We start from the raw sequence: 20,224 nt of genomic DNA, 5'->3' as shown, positions 1-20,224 counted from the left end.
TGGGGACCGCCTTCGAGGGCGGCGCGGCCATCGCGAGATATTTCGGCGCATTCACCAATTGCCGCCAGCGATATGCTGGTCGAAATCGTAAGGGCGGCCACGGCGTTAGCGGACGTTGGGGCGGCCCACGGTCCGGAACTCCTTCCGCTCATTCCACATGGCCACGTCACCCTCGAGCAACAAAGACATCAGCCCCGAACAGCCGCCCGTCGCCTCCACCGGCGTCGCCGGGCTCGACGACGTCCTGCACGGCGGACTGCCGCGCGAGGAGATGCACATGGTGCAGGGCGTCGCCGGCACCGGGAAGACGACGATCGCCCTCCACTTCCTGCGCGAGGGCGTGCGCCTGGGCGAGCCGTGCCTGTACGTGACGTTGTCGCAGGCCGCGCTACACCTGGAGCGGATGGCCCACTCGCACGGCTGGTCGCTCGACGGCATCACCGTTCACGAGCTCGCGCCCGCCACCGTCGCCGACCGCGTCTCGCGGAAGCAGACCGTCCTGCCGACCACCGAGGTCGAGCTGGACGAGCTGTTTCACGACGTCGAGAAGCTCGTCAAGAAGGTCAAGCCCAAGCGGGCCGTCATCGACTCGATCACGATCCTGCAGATCGTCGCCGGCACCGTCGAGCGCTACCATCGCGAGGTCGTCACGCTCCGCCAGTTGTTCGCGGAGAACGGCTGCACCGTGATGGTGATGGCCGATCATCCCGCGGAGGAGGAGAAGGGGAGCCCGCCGGAGGTGATCTTCCACCCGCTGTGCGGCTGCGTGATCCAGCTCAGCCAGGACCCGCGCCCGTACGGCGACGTCCGCCGCCGCGTCCGCGTGATCAAGGCCCGCGGGCTGCCGCACAACGGCGGGTACCACGACATGAAGATCGACACCGGTCTGATGACCGTCTTCCCGCGCCTCGGTGCGTACGTCCAACCCGAATACAAGGAGTACCGCCGCATCCCCAGCGGGATCGACAACCTCGATCGAATCCTCGGCGGGGGCGTCGAGGAGGGCACGAGCTGCCTGATCGTCGGCCCGTCCGGCGTCGGCAAGAGCAGCCTCGCGACCGCGTTCGCCGCGTCCGTCTCTCGCGCCGGCGGGCACTCGGCGTTGTTCCTGCTCGACGAGCGCCCCGAGACCTACATCACCCGCTCCGAGGGCGTCGGCATCCCGATCCGCCGCGAGATCGACGCCGGCCGCATGCTCATCCGCCAGCTCGACCCCGGCGAGATCGCGCCCGGCGAGTTCGCTCAGCAGGTCCGCGAGCTCGTCGAGAAGAAGGGGACCAAGATCGTCGTGATCGACAGCGTCATCGGCTACTTCGCCGCCATGGGCGTCGCCGACGTGCTCGTCACCCAATTGCACGAGCTGCTGACCTACCTGACCCGCAGCGGCGTGCTGCTGATCATGTGCGGCGCCCAGGAAGGCTTCATGAGCATCGGCACGACCGACGGCGTCGACGTCAGCTACCTGTCCGACACGATCCTCGTCCTCGGCTTCTACGAGTCCGACGCTACCATCCACCGCTGCATCTCCGCCGTAAAGAAGAAGCACGGCGCCCACGACACCGGCATCCGCGAGCTGGCCGTGATTGACGGCCGGATCGTCGTCGGCGACGAGCCGCTGACCGGCTTCTACCACCTGTTGCTGCCCGACACGCGCGCCGTCGGCGGGCGGAGCAATGCCGGAGTTGCCGATGACGGCGGATGACCGGCATGATACTGCGGCTGCGGCTGCGGCTGCGGGCATCGTCGCGCTTACGCCAGTGGGACGTGATGCGTCGGTCATCTGCGACGTGCTCAATAAGGGGGGCATCGGTTGCGCCGCGGTGGGAAGCATGTCCGAACTCGCCGCGGCGGTGGGGAGCGAGCTGACCGCTGCCATCGTCGTCGCCGTCGAAGCGTTGACCAAGAACGGCCTGACCGAACTCGTTTCGGCACTGGCGGCGCAGGCGCCCTGGTCGGACCTTCCCGTCCTGTTGCTGCTGGCCGATGACCAGCGGCTGCGCGAGCCGGTCGCCGAGCTGGTCGGCACCCTGCGCCGCGCGGGGAACGTGACGGTGCTGTTTCGCCCGGTGCCGGCCGTGGCGCTGGTGACGACGGCGCAGGCGGCCATGCGCGCCCGGCGGCGGCAGTTCGAGGTGCGGGACCTGATGGCGCGCGAGCACGCGGCCCGCGTTGAGGCCGAGCGGGCCAATCACCTGAAAGACGAATTCCTCGCGACCGTCAGCCACGAGCTGCGCACGCCGTTGAGCGCGATCCTGCTCTGGTCCAAGCTGGCGTCGGCGGGGCGGTTGAAGGACAGGGAGCTGCCCGAGGCGCTGCGCAACATCGAGCGGAGCGCCCAGTCGCAGTCGCGGTTGATCGACGACCTGCTCGATGCGGCGCGCATGACCTCGGGCCAGCTGCGCCTCAACGACCGCCAGGTGGAGGTCGAACCGGCCGTGCGGGCAGCGATCGACGTGGTGCGTCCATCGGCCGACGCCAAGGGCGTGCGGCTGACCGCATCGCTGGATGCTCGTGCCGGCGTGGTGCGCGCCGATCCCGATCGGATGCAGCAGATCGTCTGGAACCTGCTGAGCAACGCCGTGAAGTTCACCGCGCGCGGCGGCGACGTGCTCGTGCGCCTCGGGCGAGATGCCGACGACGCGCACGTCTTCATCGAAGTGGCCGATACCGGCAAGGGCATCCACCCGGCGTTCCTCGCGCACGTCTTCGATCGCTTCCGGCAGGCCGACGCATCGGCGGGCCGTCGTCAAGGTGGCCTGGGGCTGGGCCTGGCGATCACGCATCAACTCGTCGAGCTGCACGGCGGTGCGATCTCCGTCCGGAGCGATGGCGAGGGCAAGGGGTCGGCGTTCATCGTTCAGCTGCCATTGGCGCGCGACACGACGCCAGCGCAAGGCAGTGCCTCGAACGCGCCGCCCGCGCCCGACGCGGTCGCGACGGCCGAAGCGCTGCGGGGCGTCCGCATCTTGCTGGTCGAGGACGACCCCGACGTGCGCCGCGCGTTAACGCTCGCGCTCGAGGCGGCGGGCGCCGGGGTGGTGGCCGTAAGCGGGGCCATCGACGCGCTCGACGTGCTCCAGCGAACGTCCGCAGGCGGGGCGGGTGGCCTGCCCGATGTTCTTCTAAGCGACATCGGCTTGCCGGGGATGGACGGTTATCAGCTGATCGAGCACGTCCGCGCCACCCCCGCCGCCCAAGGCGGGACGATTCTCGCGATCGCCATTACCGCCTACGCCACTGGCGCCGCCCGTGGCCGCGCGCTCGAGGCTGGCTTCCAATCTCATCTGGCCAAGCCCCTAGATCCAGATGAATTGGTCGCGACGGTGGCGGACCTGCTCAAACGTCGGACGCGCTAGGCAAAACTCAAGGCCTCGCGTAGTGGCCAGTTGTAAATTTCATCAACGCTTATGCCGACGAGCAGGAGTATCGTCAGACGCACTGCGACTCCTGTGGCGGCGTGCATATCCAGCAGTGAGATAACTGTCTGCGGGCGGCGCTCTGAGCTGGCAGCGTTGGAGGAGAGGGCGGCGTAGCCTTGGCTGTTGTCTTGTATTGATGGGCGCATAAAAGCGCCAGCGGATGCAGAAGGAGGCGGGAAATCGTGCTGCGAAGGAAAAGGATGGCGGCAGCGGACAGCAACCGTGCCGTCCGCCGCCGCCCCGTTCCTATGCGGCATTATCAATGCTGGCGCCGCCGGCGCATCATCATGATGCCTGTCGCGACGGCGCCGGCCATCACCATCGATGGCTCGGGCACCGCCGCGACGGTCAGCGTGCCGGTGCCGGAGATCCAGTTGACCTGGGTGACTCCGACGTCCGTGTTGGTCGACGATCCGTAGATGCCCGCGCCCAGCGCGACGTTGTCAACGAGGATCGCCATCAGGATATCGCTACCGGTGAAGTTCAGGTTCAGCTTGTTGGGGCTGGCCTCCGGGCCGGTGGCGAAGTTCAAGGTGGCTACGTCGGCGATGTAGTCGTTCGTCAGGCCGCCGCTGAACGTCACGTTGCTCGAGGTGGTGGCTGAACTGGGCGCGATGGTCAGGTTGCCGGAACCCAGCGCGCGATCGGCGGTCACCTGCAGGTCGATGTCGCCCCCCGTGCTCGTGCCGCCACCAACTGTCGTGCCACCGGAATAGGCGTTGTTGGTGTTACTCAGCCGAACGATCTTGCCGATCGAACCGCCTTCACCATACGCGTACAGCGCGCCAGTGCCCGAAATGGCAGCCGTCACCGAGAGGACATTCGAGTTGCTTCCACCCGCGGGGGTCGAGAGGCTGGAGGTTGTGCCATCGGCCAGCGTGATGGCACCGGCAATCGTTTGAGTTCCACCGTTGAAGACGCCGTTCCCGTTGGCGATCCGACCGCCCGACAGGATCAGGTTTGCAAAGGTATAGACGACACTGTTGGACGTGCCCTTGGTATTGATGATCCCGTTGGCCTCAACGGTTAGCGAGTCACCGGCAAAGCTGTAACTATTGGCATCTGCGGGCGTGCGCAGTTGCCTACCGTTCACGTCATAGTTGTTGCCAGCCGTGGGAAACTGACCGTCGCTCCACTTTACCTGCGCAAGCGTGGTGCCCGCATTCGGAGCGAAGCTCGACTGCCCGAACGCGTCATTATTGTTTAGCACGATTTCGGCGCTGTGGGCCATCGTGCCAAACATGGTCAAAGTAGAAACAGCAGCCAAAACGCAAGAGACCGTTGCTGGACCATTCTTCATGTGAGTTTCCCTCCGGATGAAATGAGCGGACTGACCCTAAGCCACGTGGATCAGGAGCAAGTACGCTTTTGTTATGACTTATCAGTCAGTTCGGATGCCTCAAGCGGTAAAGTGTCGCCGCAGTTTCGGGTTTCGGTGCCCGAGCATGAACAGGGCAGAGACGACGATCAGCCCGATCGCGCTCGGTTCGGGAACGACCGTGATCGTGGTAGTGCTCGCGAACAGGGCTTCCACCCCGTCGAGTTCCGTGCCGTCGGAGAACGTGTAATTTCCAGTTGGCTGGTAGCGGGAAAGGCTCAGGGTCGTGGCGCCTGCGGTCGAACCGGAGATGACGAATCGCGCAATGGGGATCGTGTAGCTCACGCTCCCGTTGCCGTTGTTGGTCGCGGCGGGGATGACGTTGTCGAACGCGAAGCCCGCGTAACCGACCGACCCGCTGGAGGTAAGGTCAACGGTCTTGCTCAACCCGGACAACGCGGTGACGGAACTGGCGCCGGCGACGCCGAGGGCCGATCCGGCCCAGTTCAGTCTCACACCGGCCCCGGTCAACCCCGCGGTGCCGAGGATTGATGCATCGGCGCCGCTAACCGTCTCCCGCAGCGATACCGTGACCGCCGTCGTTGCGCCTGGCGAAGCGATGACGTATCCGTCCGCATCGTCAAACGTGTATTGCAGCGAATAGGCCGCCGTCGCGCGGTCGACGTTCACTGCTGCCAATGACAGCATGGCCGCGCCGATCGTCGCCATCATCTGTTTCGTCTTCTTGTAGTTGCTCATCATGTTGCTCGGGTTCCTCTCCTAGTAAGTGATGCCAGTTCCGTACCGCGCGCGGAAGGCAACGAAATCGGTACCATCGATCAGGCCGTCCCCGTTGTAGTCGAACGCGGGGTTGTAGCCGGCCACACCGGTGCCGTAAGCGGCGCGGAACGCGACGAAGTCGGACCCATCCACCCGGGCGTTCCCGTCAACGTCGCCGAACAGGCGGTGGAAGGTGTAGGTGGCCCCGGTCGTGCCGATCCGAAGGTCGTAAACGCCATCCGGCAGCGAGCCGCCGATGTGGGACGCGTCGCTGAACGTCAACGCGTATCGCATCAGGTCCTTTGACGCATTGACGAGGCTGAACGACATGGACGTCACGCTGCTGCCACCGCGCCGTTGCATCACGATCGAAGTGCTGTCGAACGCGACCGGTCGGTCGAACGTGAAGACCCATGAGTTGACGATGGAGCGTTGCGCGCCACCACCGTTGACCGCGGTGGACAGCAGCACCGGCGCGGCGACCCCGGCGTTGCCTGACAGGACGGCAAGGTTGCTGAAAACGGCCTGGCCGGTGGCGGACGCGCTGTGGCCCGTCACCGCGAGTCCCGCGGCCATGACCGGTGACAGCGGCAGGGTCGCGGTGCCGCCGATTTGTACCCAGTCGCCGGCCGCCGGGGTGGCGGTCGTCGTCGCGTAGTAGGCGCTGAAATTGTCCCCGCTGCGCACGAGCCGCAGCCACAGAGGACCGGCGATGTTCTGCGAGGTCCGGAAGGTGGCGTTCGTCCCACCAGACGTGCCGCTTCGGAACTGGAACAGGATGCCGTGCGCCGGCGTCTGCAGGACCGCGGCATACCGGGCACCGGCATCGTCGGTCACGCCGGTATCGCGCAACATCAGCCCGGCCTTTACCCAGTCGCTGCCGCCCGAGATGGCCTCGACGCGGGTGATCATCGTCGTGTCGCCCGATCGGTGCGTCGAGGCGAAGTGGAACTGGTCGGCGGCGCCGTTGATGTCAGTGCCACCGGCACTCACGGTGTACTGGCCGTTCGCGTAGTAAGCGCCACCCGGCAACGAGGGGGCGCCCACGTCCGCCGACCGTGCCAACACCGACCCACCGAACGCGTCGGACGCCCCATTGGCGGCCGGCGAACGACCCGGCTTGGTGATCGAGAAATGCGTGAACGTCGCGGTAGCCAAACGGGACGTGTTGTGCGACGTGACGGCCAGGCCGGCCTGGTAATTCGCGGCGAGGTTGAGCGTGACGGACTTGCCCACGATCTTCCAGTCCGCCGCGTCCGGCGAGGTCGTGGTGATCGCGTAGTAAGCCGTCACGATGTTGCCGACGCGCACGAGCTTCACGAACGTCGGGGCGCCGGCGGGAACCGTCGCGCTACCGATCGACTGCGCGGGTGCGTTGGCGCTCGGGCGATAGGTGAAGCGAAGACCGTTCGTGGGCGTGACGACCACGTTGGCGAAGGCGGCCCCCGCCGCGTTCGTCGTACCGTCGCGCAGCATGATGCCGGCCTTGGAAAACGGGTCCTCGTTTGTCAGCGAGGTGACGCGGGCGACGATCGTCGTGTCGCCGGTGGCGGCAGCGCCGGCGAAGCGGAAATGGTCGGCGGTGCCGAAGATGTCGCTGCCCCCGCCCACGACGGTCCAACCGTTCGTGTAGCGGTCGTACCACGCGCCACCGGCCGCCGCGCCGCCGACGTCCCAGTTGTTGGCCAGCGACGTCGGCGTGTAGGTGTTCAGTTGTTGGTACTTCGTCGCCGCGACGGGGAACTGCGACTTGTAAGTTGTCTGACGCTGGGTGCCGCCGTCGTCGAGGTAATGGACGAACCGGCCACCCTCGTACGGCGCGATCTGATGGTTGCCGTCGCCACCTCGGTTGAAGTACGCCGACCAAGCCACGTTGTTGATTGGATCGCTGGCAAACGAGTGGAGCATCTGCACGAACGTCGCGTTGTCCAGGCCGCTGCCCTTCACGTCACCGACACGGTCGGCCGTTCCCCATTCGCAGATGACCAGCGGCTTGGGTTGTGCACGGTTGCGCGCGAAGTCCGCCCAGAAATTCAGCCCCTTCGGGCCGGTGAGAAACCGGTTGGCGACAATCTCACGTTGGTTTTGCGACGGCGGGTTGTTGTAGTTCGTGGACGGGTAGATGTACGCGTCCCAGTCATAGAAGTCCAAGCCGATGAGGTCGACGACGTCGTCGCCTGGGTAGGCCGCGTAGGCGTCGAACTTCGGTGTCACCGGGCTGTTGGACGCGCCGGGATTCCAGCAGAACTGGAGGTCGGGCGCAACGGACCGCATGACGTGAACGATGTGGCGGAAATAGGCTGCGAACTTCTCGGGTTCCTCCAGCGCCGACCATGAATACCAAGTGCCGTCCATCTCCCAGCCGAGCCGGATGACCGTGTCCCCCAGGCCCTGCTCGACGAAGATGTTCGCCAGCCGGCGCCAAACGCTGTCCCACTTGCCGGCCAAGCCGTCGTCGAACGACGCCGGGCCCGACCACCCGCTGCGGCCGTCGCTCGTGAGCGTCACCCCATCGGCCTGATACTTCGGCGTGCCCGATCCGTCGCCCGGCCCGGCAAACATCTTCACTGCGAAGGCGGCCTTGCGGCCTGAATGGTTGGGGTCGTTCGCCCACTGGCCCCAGATGCGCTGGGTGGTGGCCGAGTAAGCCATTTCCGACCAGTTCGAGCCGCCAATGAAATCGCCGGTCCAGATCTCGTTGTTGCTGATCCCGACGCCGTTGACGCCCCCGAGCCATTCCTGAATCGCGTTCGTGTTACGTGCGCCGTTGTCGCCGGCGCTGCCACCTACCGGCCCGACGACGCCACCCACGCCCGGGATCGCGAACTGCGTCGTGTCGTTGGCGTCGGGGACGATCTCGATCAGGTTGAACTTGGCTGTGCCCCGCTGGGCGCCCAGCCCGCGGACGACGACGTCCAAGTTATCGCCGGCGTTGATCGCCATGCGGACGATGGTGTAGTCGGTCGGTGACGAGAATTGTCCGTCAGCCTTCAATGCGCCCGACGTGCGACTCAGTTCAGGATCGAACTTCCCGACGTTCTTCCCGATCAGGGTGGCGTACTGCTCGTTGGGCGCGCCGGGGTTTTGGTTGATCAGGTAGATCGTGTAGGTACCCGGCGCCAAACCGGCGATCCGCACGCCCACGTCGGCGTTTCCATTGGCGCTTGTGGAGGCCGATGAGACGGATCGGAAGACCGGATGGTTGAGCTCGGCGCCCGCGGTGGTGACGGTTGCCGTCGACAGGGCGGGCAACGTGCCCCACGCGATCGTCCCACCGGCGGTGGGTGACCGCCCCCACGTCAATGTCACGTTGTTTGCGGCGGCGCCGTTGGCGAACTTCAGGCCGCTGGCGCGATGGGTCATGCCCACGTTGTTGTACGTGTTGAACAACGACCCGCTGAGGCCCGCGCCACCACCGCCTGCGATGTCTTGGTGGGCCGGTGTGGTATGGGAGACCGGGCTGGCGCTATAGGCGCCGGAGAACGTGTACGTCGCAGCTTCACTCGCGATGCCGCCGAAGTCGAGAAACAGTGGAGCGGCGGCAAGCAAACTGCGCGACTCCAGCGATTCGCAGACGGTGGGTTGATGGTGCCGGAAGGCAGATGGGGCAGTCATATTGTTCCTTCGCAAAGCGCGCTAGATTGTGACCGGTGGTGGCGTTCCGGGCGTTGCCGCTACAAGCGAACCAAAGGCGTTCCAGCCCCGTTGGTCCCTTCGCCTCCATCGCATTACCGGGACCGTGTCTCTGCCCGACCTTTGGCCTGACCGCCGATCTCGGCACTGGGAAAGACCACCCTCAGCCCATGGACGGGAAATCACCACTCTCATGCTTGCGGTCGTTAGCTGTGTGCGGAGTGATCGCGGTCACCGCCAATGCCGACCAACATAATGAACATGCCGACGAGTTAGTGAACAAGTAGCAGTGCAACTATACATCATCTTTCCCAAGGGGCAAAGAAGAAGGGAGGAATTCTCGCAAACGGTCTACTCTTGGGATGAAATAGGCGTTTTCGGAACGGAAATCAGTGTTGGACATGTCCATCAATTGCTGTCTGCGATCAGAGGATTGTGCGAACGGGATGAGGACGGCTCTGCGGCGTCGTCTCGATCTGCCCGAAACGACCGTATCGCTTGAGTCGAGGGAAAATGGGGCGGAATACTGCATCATCTGAGGGCGCGTCGCCTGCATAGTGAAAGTATTTGGCTGGACTATGCTGCTGGAAATTGTCTATCACTCAGAAACTCGGCCACCAACATGGGCATAACTGTGGTATATTAGCTGCACATGTCCAATGCAGATTTCATCTTGACGGAGCCCCTCCCGGGACGAAACGCATTCGAAGTGCTCCGGAAGCAACTTCGGGAGTACATCCTGAACGGGAAGGCGGTGCCCGGGGAATTGTTCTTGTCGGACCATGAGTTGGTTCGCCGCACCGGTTTATCGAGAAATACGGTGCGCAAGTCGCTCGACCTTCTCGTTCGTGAGGGACTATTGGAGCGTCGCCAAGGGACGGGCACCTTCGTCGGGCCGCGCATCGTCAATCCCGCGGCGCGGTTGGGGACGGGCAAGGGGAGGTCCGACGACGGCGACATGGGATCCGCGCCCGCGGCAAGGGACGGCGCTGCCGCGGTCGGGCCGGTGGAGGGTTTGGTCCGGCTAGCCCTGCTTCTGGGCTATCCGGCGGGGCCGCGATGGAGTTGGTACTCGTTCGAGGTGATCCAAGGACTTGAACAGTCGGCGGTAGCCGAGCGGTTGTCGATCGACCTGCTCGGGTGCGGATTGGGCATCGAACACGTCCGCCGCCGGCTCGAGCAGATCCGACCGGACGTGTTGGCCTGTCTGTCGCCCCACCAGGAGTGGGCGATGCTGGTGGCGGAGGCCAAGGCAATGGGAATACCGGTGCTGCTGACGGGCAGCCGATTGGCCGGGATGGGAATACCCACAATCCGCGAGGACGGCGTCGGTGGCGCGAAGTTGGCGGTGCAACGGTTGGTCGGATTGGGGCATCAGCGGATCGCGTTCATTCAGGACATGGTCCCTGCCCCTTGGGCCTTCGAGCGATACCGGGGGTACGTTGAGGCCATGACCGAGGCCGGGCTCGATCCCGATGAAGACCTGTGCCTTTGGATCAACCAGGAAGAACGTAAAACAGACGATGGTCGGCTCGCCCGCTTCCTGCGCCGGCGTAGGCCGACCGCCGTGGTGGTCGGATCCGCGTCACTGCTGCGCGTGCTAACGCTTGCGGTCGTCGAGGTCGGCCTCATGATCCCCGGCGACTTATCCGTCATCGTTTTCGATCAGGCCGCCCGCGAAGCTAGTTGGTTCCCAGGCCAAACGGTGACGACAGTTGCGCTACCCTTGGAAGCAACGGGACGTCTGCTCGCACAACAAGCCCGTGAGGCCGCTGCTGGACAATTGCCGCAGAAGACGTCCATTTTGCCCTGCACGCTTCTCGACGGTACGACCGATGGTCCCGTGCCTGCGTGATCCAACACACGCCGGCCGGAAGGCAGACTGCTATTTGCCGGACGGTTCCCGCGAGAATACGCATAATCTACTTGCCGCACGCCGCATCTGAAGTGATCGCACCGCGAAATCAGTGAACATGTCCAATCTGAAATGTTGCTTGACCATTATGAGACCTGTTGTATAGTTTCAGTGTCGCCTGTTCATCTGGAAATGAACATGTCCATTACAGATCGGCGCGTTCAGCTGCTGATCGATTTAAGTAGATGGTCAAACCAACATTTCACCACTCGTTCCGTGCTGGGGTCCTGTCGTCGAGTGACCCCTCGGTTCCGAGGGTATACGGAGGTCGTCATGAATCGTTCACGTCTTCAAGGTGCCAAGTGCCACCCCCAGTATCATGGACTGGTCGGTTTCACGCTCGTCGAGTTGCTGGTGGTCATCGGCATCATCGCGCTGCTGATCTCGATCCTGCTGCCGTCGCTGAACAAGGCGCGCTTCCAAGCCAACCTGATCGCCTGCGGGAGCAACCTCCGTCAGCTTGGAATGGCCCTGCAGATGTACGCGTCGCAAAACAAGGGTTATGCGCCGCTGTCGAGCTATTCGGGCACCGCCAGCCAGACGAGTTTGGTCGCCGCTGATTTCAGCACGACCGCGGGTACGAACGTGCTCTCGCCGCTCGGCGACGCGTTAATGCAGGTTTCGAAGGACATCAAGACGTACTATTGCCCACTGCAGTCGATGCCCAGATTCCAATATGCCACCTCGGAGAATCCGTTCCCGTTCAGGCCCGGCACCCGGACGTCGATTGGCTTTAGCCTGCGCCCGATGAACACTTGGGTCGGTAACGGTGCGGGTGGATATCGTTATTCGTACTACGGTGACTCGATCGCGGGTGGTGGCGAAGACTACCGCACGGTTCAGCCAGGCCCCGTGAAGCTCTCGCGGATGAAGTCGGGCGTCGCGTTGGCGTCAGACTTCATCCCGGCGAACAACACCAACATTGGTCAGACGTCGGCGCACGGGCACTTTGCGAAGAACGTCAATGTGTACTTCGCTGATGGCTCCGTCTCGATCGTCCCATTCAGTGTCTATAAAGCCAACTACGGCGACGGGATCGACGGTGGTACGGGCACCTGCATGATCTACGGGTCGAGCGGTTACGGGGCGGCTTGGAACGCGTATCGTCCGCGCCGCGGGATCTTCGTCGACTTCGACAACTATCACGGCGTGCACTACTAGCGACCGCGCTGGCCACCGCCGACGGTCGCGAACCCTTCGCGACCGTCGGTCGCCAGCATCAGCTCCGTACGCCAGCTTCGTTCGACCCGTGTGCGTTCCGCCGCGGGTCGTATCGTAACTCGAAAATCCAGGAGTTCCCCCCGTGCGCCATCCCCGCCGACTGCTACCATTGTTATTACTCCCGGCGTTCCTCGCCCTCCCGGCCCTCCCCACGGACGCCCAGCAGCAACCGGCCGACACCGCCGCCCCGGTCGCCAAGCCGGCCGGCAAATATCGCTACCAGTTGGCCATGCTGCAGAGCTGGAGCGCCAAGAGCGGCTTTAACCTGCTGCTGGAGACGAGCACCGACACGCGCAACATTCCCGCTGACAAGCTCAAGCTCAATCTGCAAGTCGGAGATGGCAAGTCCTGGCGGTTCCTGTCGCAGGACGGCCCGTGGAAGCCAGGCCACGACTATCGCGTGCGTGCCGTCATCTCGCCGTCGAAAGCGGAACTCTTCATCGATGGGAAGTCCGTCGCGGTCAGCCCCGGTGGGTTCATTCCCAAGGCCGGTGAGGAAACCGACGTCGTCTCTGGTCTGCCGTACAAGGCCATCACCGGTGATCCGGAGTTTGTCGTCCGCGTGTCGGCACTGAAGATTTTGGCCGGTGATCAGACGATATCGGCCGATCTGCCCGACCCGGACGCGACTTCCCTGCCACTATTCCTGTTCGACCCGCAAGCACCCGCCCGGTTGCCAGTGTCCCTGAACACCGGCGACAGCGTGACGATCGAGACCACGTTCCGTGTGGTCCCCGCGCCGGCCATTTCGGAAATCGCGCCGTTCGTCGATCGGTACGGTCAAGCCGTCCATGCCAACTGGGACAAGAAAGTGACGGCCGATGAGCAGCTCAAGGCGTTTGCCGATGAAGAGGCCGAACGATATGCCCAATGGGGCCTGCCGACCGATCGCGACGCCTACGGCGGGTACACCGCCTCGCCGTGGAAGGAAGAGCCGACCGGGTTCTACAAGATCGCGCGGCGCAACGGGTTCGACTTCCTCATCTCGCCGGAAGGCAATCCGGTCTTCTACACGGGTGTCGATACTGCGCCCGGTGTATTCGAGCGCACGTTCACCGGCGGGCGTGAATTCCTTTACGAATGGCTTCCCCCGCGCGAAGGTCAGTTCGCCGACGCCTGGACCGAACGTGGATTCTCGTTCCCAATCGCGAACCTGATCCGCAAGTACGGCCAGGCCGACTGGGCCGAGCAGCACATGGACTCGCTCGAGGAGCGCATTCGTCACTGGGGCTTCTGTGGTGTCGCCAAGTGGTCCGGCGACACGCGCCCGGGTTTGCCGCGCCAACCGGTCGTGCGGCGCAGCGGTGTGCCGAAGATCGTGAAGATGCCCGACATCTTCGACGTCGAAGTACAATCCCAGTTCCGCGAGACGATCCGCAAAAATATTGAGCCGCAGAAGGGCGATCCGACGGTCGTCGGCTGGTCGCTGGGCAACGAGCACGAGGAGATCGTCCTACGTTCGGAGATCACTGCGATCCTGGCCAAGCCCGCGACGCTGCCGGCGAAGAAGGCCATCATCGCGCACGCCTTGAAGACGCGCTACGACGGTGACGTCGCGGCGCTGGCCAAGGCGTGGCAGCTGCCGCCCGCGGTGACGACGATCGCCGATCTCGAATCCGCCACCAACGCCAAGGCCCCTGCAGCCGACATCGAAGCGATGCGCCTGTTCTTCGCCGACGCGTACTACGGGTTCGTCTACCGCACGTTCAAGGAGATCGACCCGAACCACCTGTACTTCGGCTTCTGGATTGTGCACGGATGGTGGGAGTCGGAGGCAGACTGGCACGTGATGGCCAAACACGTCGACGTCGTCGGGTTCGACTACTACGACCGTGAATTCCAGAAGCCGGACTTGCTGAAGTTGATCAAGCAAACCGGCAAGCCCGCGTTGATCGGCGAGTTTTCGTTCCCCATCTTCGCCAAGGGCTACGCCGCCAACAGTTCGGCCGTTTACTCTGAGGCCGAGGCGGGTGAACTGTACGCCAAGTGGTTGGAAGCGACATCGTCGAACCCACACATCGTCGGTGTGGAATGGTTCCAGTACCGCGACCAAGCGCTTACCGGCCGCGACGCCGGCGAGCCAAACCAGCAGCTGACCCGGGGCGAGCATTGGGCTTTCGGAATGGTCGACACAACCGACCGCCCGAAGTGGCCGCTCCTCGAGCGTGTCCGCGAAGCCAACCTGTCGGCGATCAAGCGGCGGCTGGAACTGGCCAAGTAGCCGCCCGGTACATCGACTTCCGCCGCCGCATGGGTGTCTCGCCCATGCGGCCGGCGATGTCAGAAGTTCCAGTTCATCTTCGGCGGCCGGCTAGCCCGACTGGCACAGATCCGGCTTTCCTCCCACTTAACTGCAAGGGCGAGACGCCCATTCCACGTTTCGGAGCCAATATGACATTCCTGTCCCCCCTGCGCCGTTCCCTGTTGCCCGTTTGTTTGCTCGGCTTCGTTGGTCCTGCGTTCGGCGCCGAGCCGACGACGTCGCCCGCTTCGCCGGCCGTCGATCGCTTTGGTCAGAACACGCAGATGGACTACCCCGATAAGGTCCGCGACGAGGCGGACCTGATGGCCGACGTGGAACGGGAGAAGGCGTACTACGACGCCATCAACCCGCCTGCGCGCGATCCGTGGGGCGGCCTGCCCGGCAGCGGCGGGGCGCTGGGCCTGAAGAAGACCGGATTCTTCCACGTCGAACAGAAGGGTGACCGCTGGCACCTCGTGAGCCCGGATGGGAATCTCTACTACATGCTCGGCGTCTGCGTGTACGCGCCCGGCGACGATTGGGTGCGCGTGAAGGGCCGACCCGAGAGCGTGTTCGAATGGCTACCGCCGGCCGACGGACCGTTCCGCACGGCGTACCAGGACGGGGGCACCGACAATTTCTCGTTCCATTTGGCCAACCAGATCAGGAAGTACGGGAAACCCTACGACCGCGACTCCTACCAGACCCGCATGGTCGAGCGGCTGCGCAAGTGGGGCTTCAACGCCGGCGGGCCCTTCAGTGGACCGTCCGCCGCCAGCAAGCGGTTGAAGTACCCGTACATGATCTCGCTGCCGATCACGTGGCACGGGGTCACGATGTTTAAGGAGCTCAAACACGTCTTCGATCCGTTCGACGAAAAGAACCGCGCTGCGATGGATGCTTCGTTCGCAAAGATCTTAGCGCCCAAGGCGAGCGAGCAGGTGCTGATCGGGTACTTCATCAACAATGAGCCGCACTTTGAAGAGGTGCCGCGCCTGATCGCCAAGCTCGACGGCTCGCATGCGGTAAAACGCGAGTTCGTCGGTCGGCTTCAGGAGCAGTACAAGTCGATCGACGCGCTGAATAAAGCGTGGGGCACCACGTTCGCTTCGTTCGATGAACTGCCCGATGCCAACCTGTTCCCGAAGACGGCCGTGGCCGCGGCGGACCTGCAGGCCATGGTCGAGCACTTCTTCGAGACGTACTACAAGCTGATCGCCGACACGTTCCGCCGGCACGACCCGAATCACATGCTGCTGGGCAACCGGTTCCTCACCGCCACCACCAGCGACCGGCGCTTGCTGGAGATCGCAGGCAAGTACCTCGACGTGATGTCGGTCAACTATTACACGTACGGCATCGACCACGCGTTCCTGAAGAACGTCCACGCGTGGTCGGGACGACCGCTGCTGTTGTCGGAGTACTTTTACAGCTGCCCGCAGGAGTCGGGCGTGCCCGGCCCCGCCAAGAGCGTCGAGACGCAGGCGATGCGCGGGCTGGGCTACCGCAACTACGTCGAGCAGACCGCGGCGACCGGGTTCGTGATCGGGTCGACCTGGTTCGAGACGGTCGACCAGTCGGTCCTCGGCCGTGCGCACGAGGGGCTGAGCGGCGAGAACTTCAACACGGGACTGATCGCGACGAGCGACCGGCCGTACCGGCCAATGCTCGCCCACATGATGGAGACGAACCACACGGTGTACGACGTCGTGCTGGGCAAGCGCGAGGCGTTCGCATGGGACGACCCGCGGTTCGTCGTCAGCGCGACCGCCAGCCGCTCGGTAAGCATTGGGCGGGCGGTCGGGCCGGTACAACTTGATGGGACGACCAGCGGTTATCCGGGGGTTCCGGGCGAGCCGATCTCAAGCCAGCGCATGGTTTCGGGCGCCGACTCCGGCGGCGTGGAGGCGACGTTTCGACTCTGTTACGACGATCAGTTCCTGCACGTGCTCGTCGACGTCGTCGATCCGACACCGATGCAGAACCTGCAGACCGGCAAGCCGATCTGGAAGGGGGATGGCGTCGAGCTGTTCATCGGTTCGCGCGACCCGGACGCCGGTGGCCCGCTGGGATTCGGCGATCACCAGGTGCTGTTGAGCGCGGGGCAGGTGGACGGCCAGTCGCAGTGGCACTTCGTTCAGGCCGACCGACAGCCCGACACGACGAACGTCGCGGTGACGCCGAACGTGAATGGTGCCGGCTACCGCCTGCAGGCCGCCATCCCCTTCGCGACGCTCGGCTTCACGCCCCAGCCGGGCCAGACGGTCCGCTTCGATCTCGCCGTCGACGACAGCGCCGATGGCAACCGCCGTCTGCGCCAGTTCATGTGGAGCGGCAACGGCCGCAACGCCGCCGACCGATCAGTGTGGGGGTTTGCGACGTTCCGGTGACTGACGTTCGGCCCGACAGCATCCAGCTGTAGACAACCAGCCAATCGTGTTGGCCGCCGCCGCCCATCGCGCACTACCCACAGTGCGGCGGCCAAGCCGATCGGAACCGGCGGCTGCGATGATGGTACGGGTAAAATCTCTTTGGCAAACCCCGTTAACCGAGTTAGCGGGGTTCGCTCGTTTCGGGCTGGTTTTGGGCTGTTTCCTGTTCGGCCGGGATGGCGAGCGGGGCGGGAGGAGGCAGGGGGCGGCCTATGCCCCACCGTGGCACCGCCGTTCAAGAGGGAGGCGACCGCCTCGGCATCATTGCAGTAAGCAGCAAAGTGCAGCTCGGTCATCCCACGTTCATTGGCAGCAGGATGAATCAGAATTGGCTTCGGCGGCTGGTCTTCGGGTGACATAAGATCATGATCTAGAATGCGGACCAGGTAGCAGGGAACGCTCCCCATCCCCCAGTCCCGCACCAGGAGCCTACCGTTGTGCCAGGTCACTGGCCAAGAATTTTTCCCACCTTCCTAACCCCTTCCGCCCGCCAACCCGGTAATTACAGGTAGGGGACCTCGCACGTCGCAGGTCCCGCCAGCCAGCACGCCCGTCTCACAGGGAAGGTCGTTGCGGGCATCGCCACCTGCTGAAGGGGTCCGAATGGGTAGAAGTTACGCGGCCGGCGTTTTCCGGCCCCGCCACCTTGTCAGGAGCAGGCCAGCGGTCAACCAGACGGCGGTCACGAAGAGGACGCACCATTTCGTCGTTTCTACGAGCGGGCTCACGACGGATCCAGACGCGCTCCAGTCCGTCTGACGACCGGTGAACGTCGCGATCAATAACTCGGGCCAGAAGTAGGTCTGGTAACCGAATAATTCCTGCGACCCCACGCGTGGGTCGCTCACGATGGACCAACCGACCTGCGCGACGTAAACCAATGCGAACAACGCGAGCGGAACGAGGAGGACGGCGGCGAACGCCTTTCGGCCGCTGCTGCGCAGGGCGTCGAAGAGCGGGACGCAGGCCAGCAGGATCGCGATCGAGGAGAATGCTACAAGCACGAGGCTCGCGATTTCCTGCGGGTGGGGCCCGTACCGAAGGTTGGCCGTGCTTACGTCAACGAATAACTCCGTAGTGCCCGGCTGATACTTCGGCGGCATGCTCTGCAAGAGCGCGGCGATGCCGAGCAGGACCAGTGCGACGATGAAGAGCACCTGAGCGGCGCTGAGCAGCAGCACGACGTAACTGCATAGGACACCCCAGCGACGCGTCCAGTCCAGCGTGCTGGGGCGTCGCCCGCGCTCGTTCGAGCATAGCAGCGCCACACCGATGCAGAAGACAAGCGGCTCGTACACGTCCATGCCGCTGCAAAGAAGGGTGTCGTCCAGCGTGCGGACGGTGTGCCGGTAGTCGAAGACGGTGGGGACGGGCACGTTCTTAGCCCACCCGAGCGTGTTCAGCATGTCCACGAGCGGCAACAGCACCAGGGTCCACGTGCCGGCAAGCACCCGCCGCCGCCAGCGCGGGTCACTGTTCCGCCAAGACGGGCGGCCGGGTATCGCGGTCACTCGCACCGATTCGGCGACGGACGCCTCGCACTCCGGGCATTTGCCGTCATGCGGGTGGGCGCGCAGGTCGTACCCGCACTGGTGGCACGGCAGATCGCCTGAGGTTTCAGCGGTGGGAGCCGGCATTGGAAAGTTGCGCCCTGTAGGGTGGGAGGCCCCGCCGTATTGCCAACAGGTGCCGACTCGAGCTTATCGCATCGACATGCATGATCGCATTTTAGGCCGCCATCGTGCGATCGCTCGCGTGCTACACAAGCGTGTCACCTTACCGTCGTTGCGCACGCCTGGCTATCACAACGTCAAGACAGCATGTGGACGTCGAGCAACCGCATTTTGATTTGACGCCTGTCAGTACGGCAACGACAATTGAGCGCACATGTCAACGCGTGCTACTCGTCGATGTCCGCCGCGGGTTACGAAACGCGCAGGCTTCGGCACTTTTGATCGCACCACGAATGGCTAGCTCGCCTTTGCTAATCGGGCTCTTCTTCCCCCCCACGGTCGGCTATTTCGGCGACGTCGTGATGGGCGTGCAGGAATTCGTGAAAGGCGGGGCCAAATGGGTGTTGGAAGTATACCCATCATTTGAGATAGCGGTCGCGTCGACCACGTCTTGGGCGCCGGATGGCATCTTGGTGAGCAACACCGATGGCGATTGGCTTGGACTGATCAATCGCTTGAATGTGCCCACCGTCCAAATCGGCGGACCGGTGATGGCTGGCGTGCCACGGGTTACGACCGACAATCTCGCGATCGGTCGCATCGCAGCAACGCATTTTCTCGAGAGCGGATTTCGTCATTTCGCGTTTGCTGGATATCGCGGCACGGATTGGTCTGACGAGCGGTTGTTAGGATATCGCCAACAGCTAAGGCAGAGCGGATACGACGCGGCGTCGTTCGAGGCCGATCATGGCGAACTCGTCGCGCGCGCGGTCACCGGTCCGATCACGCGATGGTTGGCTGAACTTCCCAAACCGGTCGCGTTGTTCGCGGCGCACGATCGCGCGGCCATGCTCTGCGCCAACGCATGTACCTTCCTGCAGACGCGAGTGCCGGAAGACATTGCGATCCTCGGTGTCGACAACAGCCTGCTGGAGTGCGGCTTTGCGACGCCGGAACTGTCGAGCATTATGGGCTCGGCAAGGCGGGTGGGATACGAAGGCGCCGAGCTCCTGCACCGCTTGATGGGTGGGACGGTGGCGGCGCCGACAAGGGAGATCAAGGTAAAGCCGGGCGGGATCGCAGTCCGCCAATCGACCGATGTCCTGGCGATCGACGATCACGATCTCGTGGCTGCCATCCGCTTTATTCGACGCCGCTCCTCGGCTCCCATTGAGGTTGGCGACGTCGCCGAGGCCGTGATGATTTCGCGACGCCTGTTGGAGCGAAAGTTTGCCACGTTGCTCGGTCGTACGCCGCGAAACGAAATTCTGCGGACACGTCTGGCGAACGCGAAGACGCTCCTGGTCAGCACGGATCTACAGGCCATCGACGTCGCGCTTCAAAGTGGCTTTCCGAGCGCGTCCAAGTTCTCGGCCGTCTTCCGCCGGGAAACCGGCATCAGCCCGATCGAATTTCGCCGACTGTATGGGACCCACGTGAGATCGGCGGCCAAGCCGACCCGCCTGTAGGCCTCCTTACGCAGCGCGGCCACGATGGCACCTCGCGGCCGTATCGCAATACAACGTGTCCGTCTCGCAAACGACGCCGAGCGTTCGGAGGACGCCCGTCGCGTTCGTGTCGGACGGGATTC

At 64.0% G+C, this 20,224-nt stretch carries 11 protein-coding genes; 7 read left to right on the top strand and 4 right to left on the bottom strand.

Annotation, left to right across the window (positions count from 1 at the left end; translation table 11 throughout):
• Nucleotides 1-157 precede the first annotated feature (157 nt).
• On the top strand, nucleotides 158-1,702 hold the full coding sequence (locus VGN72_03270) for an ATPase domain-containing protein (GenBank protein ID HEV7298359.1): 1,545 nt from the start codon (nucleotides 158-160) through the stop codon (nucleotides 1,700-1,702).
• A complete protein-coding gene (locus VGN72_03265; GenBank protein ID HEV7298358.1) occupies nucleotides 1,689-3,356 on the top strand; it encodes an ATP-binding protein in 1,668 nt (555 codons plus the stop codon). The genes VGN72_03270 and VGN72_03265 overlap by 14 nt, the downstream gene beginning before the upstream one ends.
• Nucleotides 3,357-3,678: 322 nt before the next feature.
• Here the strand turns inward: VGN72_03265 and VGN72_03260 are convergent, their stop codons facing one another.
• The 3 genes from VGN72_03260 to VGN72_03250 form a co-directional block, all read right to left on the bottom strand.
• A complete protein-coding gene (locus VGN72_03260) occupies nucleotides 3,679-4,668 on the bottom strand; it encodes a hypothetical protein (GenBank protein HEV7298357.1) in 990 nt (329 codons plus the stop codon).
• Nucleotides 4,669-4,818: 150 nt separating this feature from the next.
• A complete protein-coding gene (locus VGN72_03255; GenBank protein ID HEV7298356.1) occupies nucleotides 4,819-5,496 on the bottom strand; it encodes a hypothetical protein in 678 nt (225 codons plus the stop codon).
• 21 nt (nucleotides 5,497-5,517) lie between these two features.
• Nucleotides 5,518-9,132, bottom strand: a complete 3,615-nt coding sequence (locus VGN72_03250; protein ID HEV7298355.1) for a glycosyl hydrolase — start codon at nucleotides 9,130-9,132, stop codon at nucleotides 5,518-5,520.
• A gap of 670 nt (nucleotides 9,133-9,802) precedes the next feature.
• On the opposite strand from VGN72_03250, the gene VGN72_03245 reads away from it, so the two are divergent.
• From VGN72_03245 to VGN72_03230, 4 genes are all read left to right on the top strand, one after another.
• On the top strand, nucleotides 9,803-11,005 hold the full coding sequence (locus tag VGN72_03245) for a substrate-binding domain-containing protein (GenBank protein ID HEV7298354.1): 1,203 nt from the start codon (nucleotides 9,803-9,805) through the stop codon (nucleotides 11,003-11,005).
• Between the two features lie 333 nt (nucleotides 11,006-11,338).
• Nucleotides 11,339-12,226: a prepilin-type N-terminal cleavage/methylation domain-containing protein gene (locus tag VGN72_03240; protein ID HEV7298353.1), complete on the top strand. Its 888-nt coding sequence runs from the start codon at nucleotides 11,339-11,341 to the stop codon at nucleotides 12,224-12,226.
• A gap of 142 nt (nucleotides 12,227-12,368) precedes the next feature.
• On the top strand, nucleotides 12,369-14,507 hold the full coding sequence (locus tag VGN72_03235) for a hypothetical protein (GenBank protein ID HEV7298352.1): 2,139 nt from the start codon (nucleotides 12,369-12,371) through the stop codon (nucleotides 14,505-14,507).
• A 170-nt stretch (nucleotides 14,508-14,677) separates the two neighbouring features.
• Nucleotides 14,678-16,918, top strand: a complete 2,241-nt coding sequence (locus tag VGN72_03230; protein HEV7298351.1) for a sugar-binding protein — start codon at nucleotides 14,678-14,680, stop codon at nucleotides 16,916-16,918.
• Between the two features lie 656 nt (nucleotides 16,919-17,574).
• Here VGN72_03230 and VGN72_03225 read toward each other — a convergent pair.
• Nucleotides 17,575-18,597 (bottom strand): hypothetical protein, encoded by a 1,023-nt coding sequence (locus VGN72_03225; GenBank protein ID HEV7298350.1) that lies wholly within the window; start codon nucleotides 18,595-18,597, stop codon nucleotides 17,575-17,577.
• Between the two features lie 185 nt (nucleotides 18,598-18,782).
• Here VGN72_03225 and VGN72_03220 point away from each other — a divergent pair, with 185 nt between their 5' ends.
• The gene (locus VGN72_03220; protein HEV7298349.1) at nucleotides 18,783-20,102 is read left to right on the top strand and encodes a XylR family transcriptional regulator; all 1,320 of its coding nucleotides are present in this window, start codon (nucleotides 18,783-18,785) and stop codon (nucleotides 20,100-20,102) included.
• The last annotated feature ends 122 nt before the right edge of the window (nucleotides 20,103-20,224 follow it).

The organism is Tepidisphaeraceae bacterium (assembly GCA_035998445.1).
In the GTDB taxonomy this organism is placed as follows: Bacteria; Planctomycetota; Phycisphaerae; order Tepidisphaerales; family Tepidisphaeraceae; genus DASYHQ01.
The sequence above is the reverse complement of the archived record's forward strand: the minus strand, read 5'-3'. Positions and strand labels throughout refer to the sequence as shown.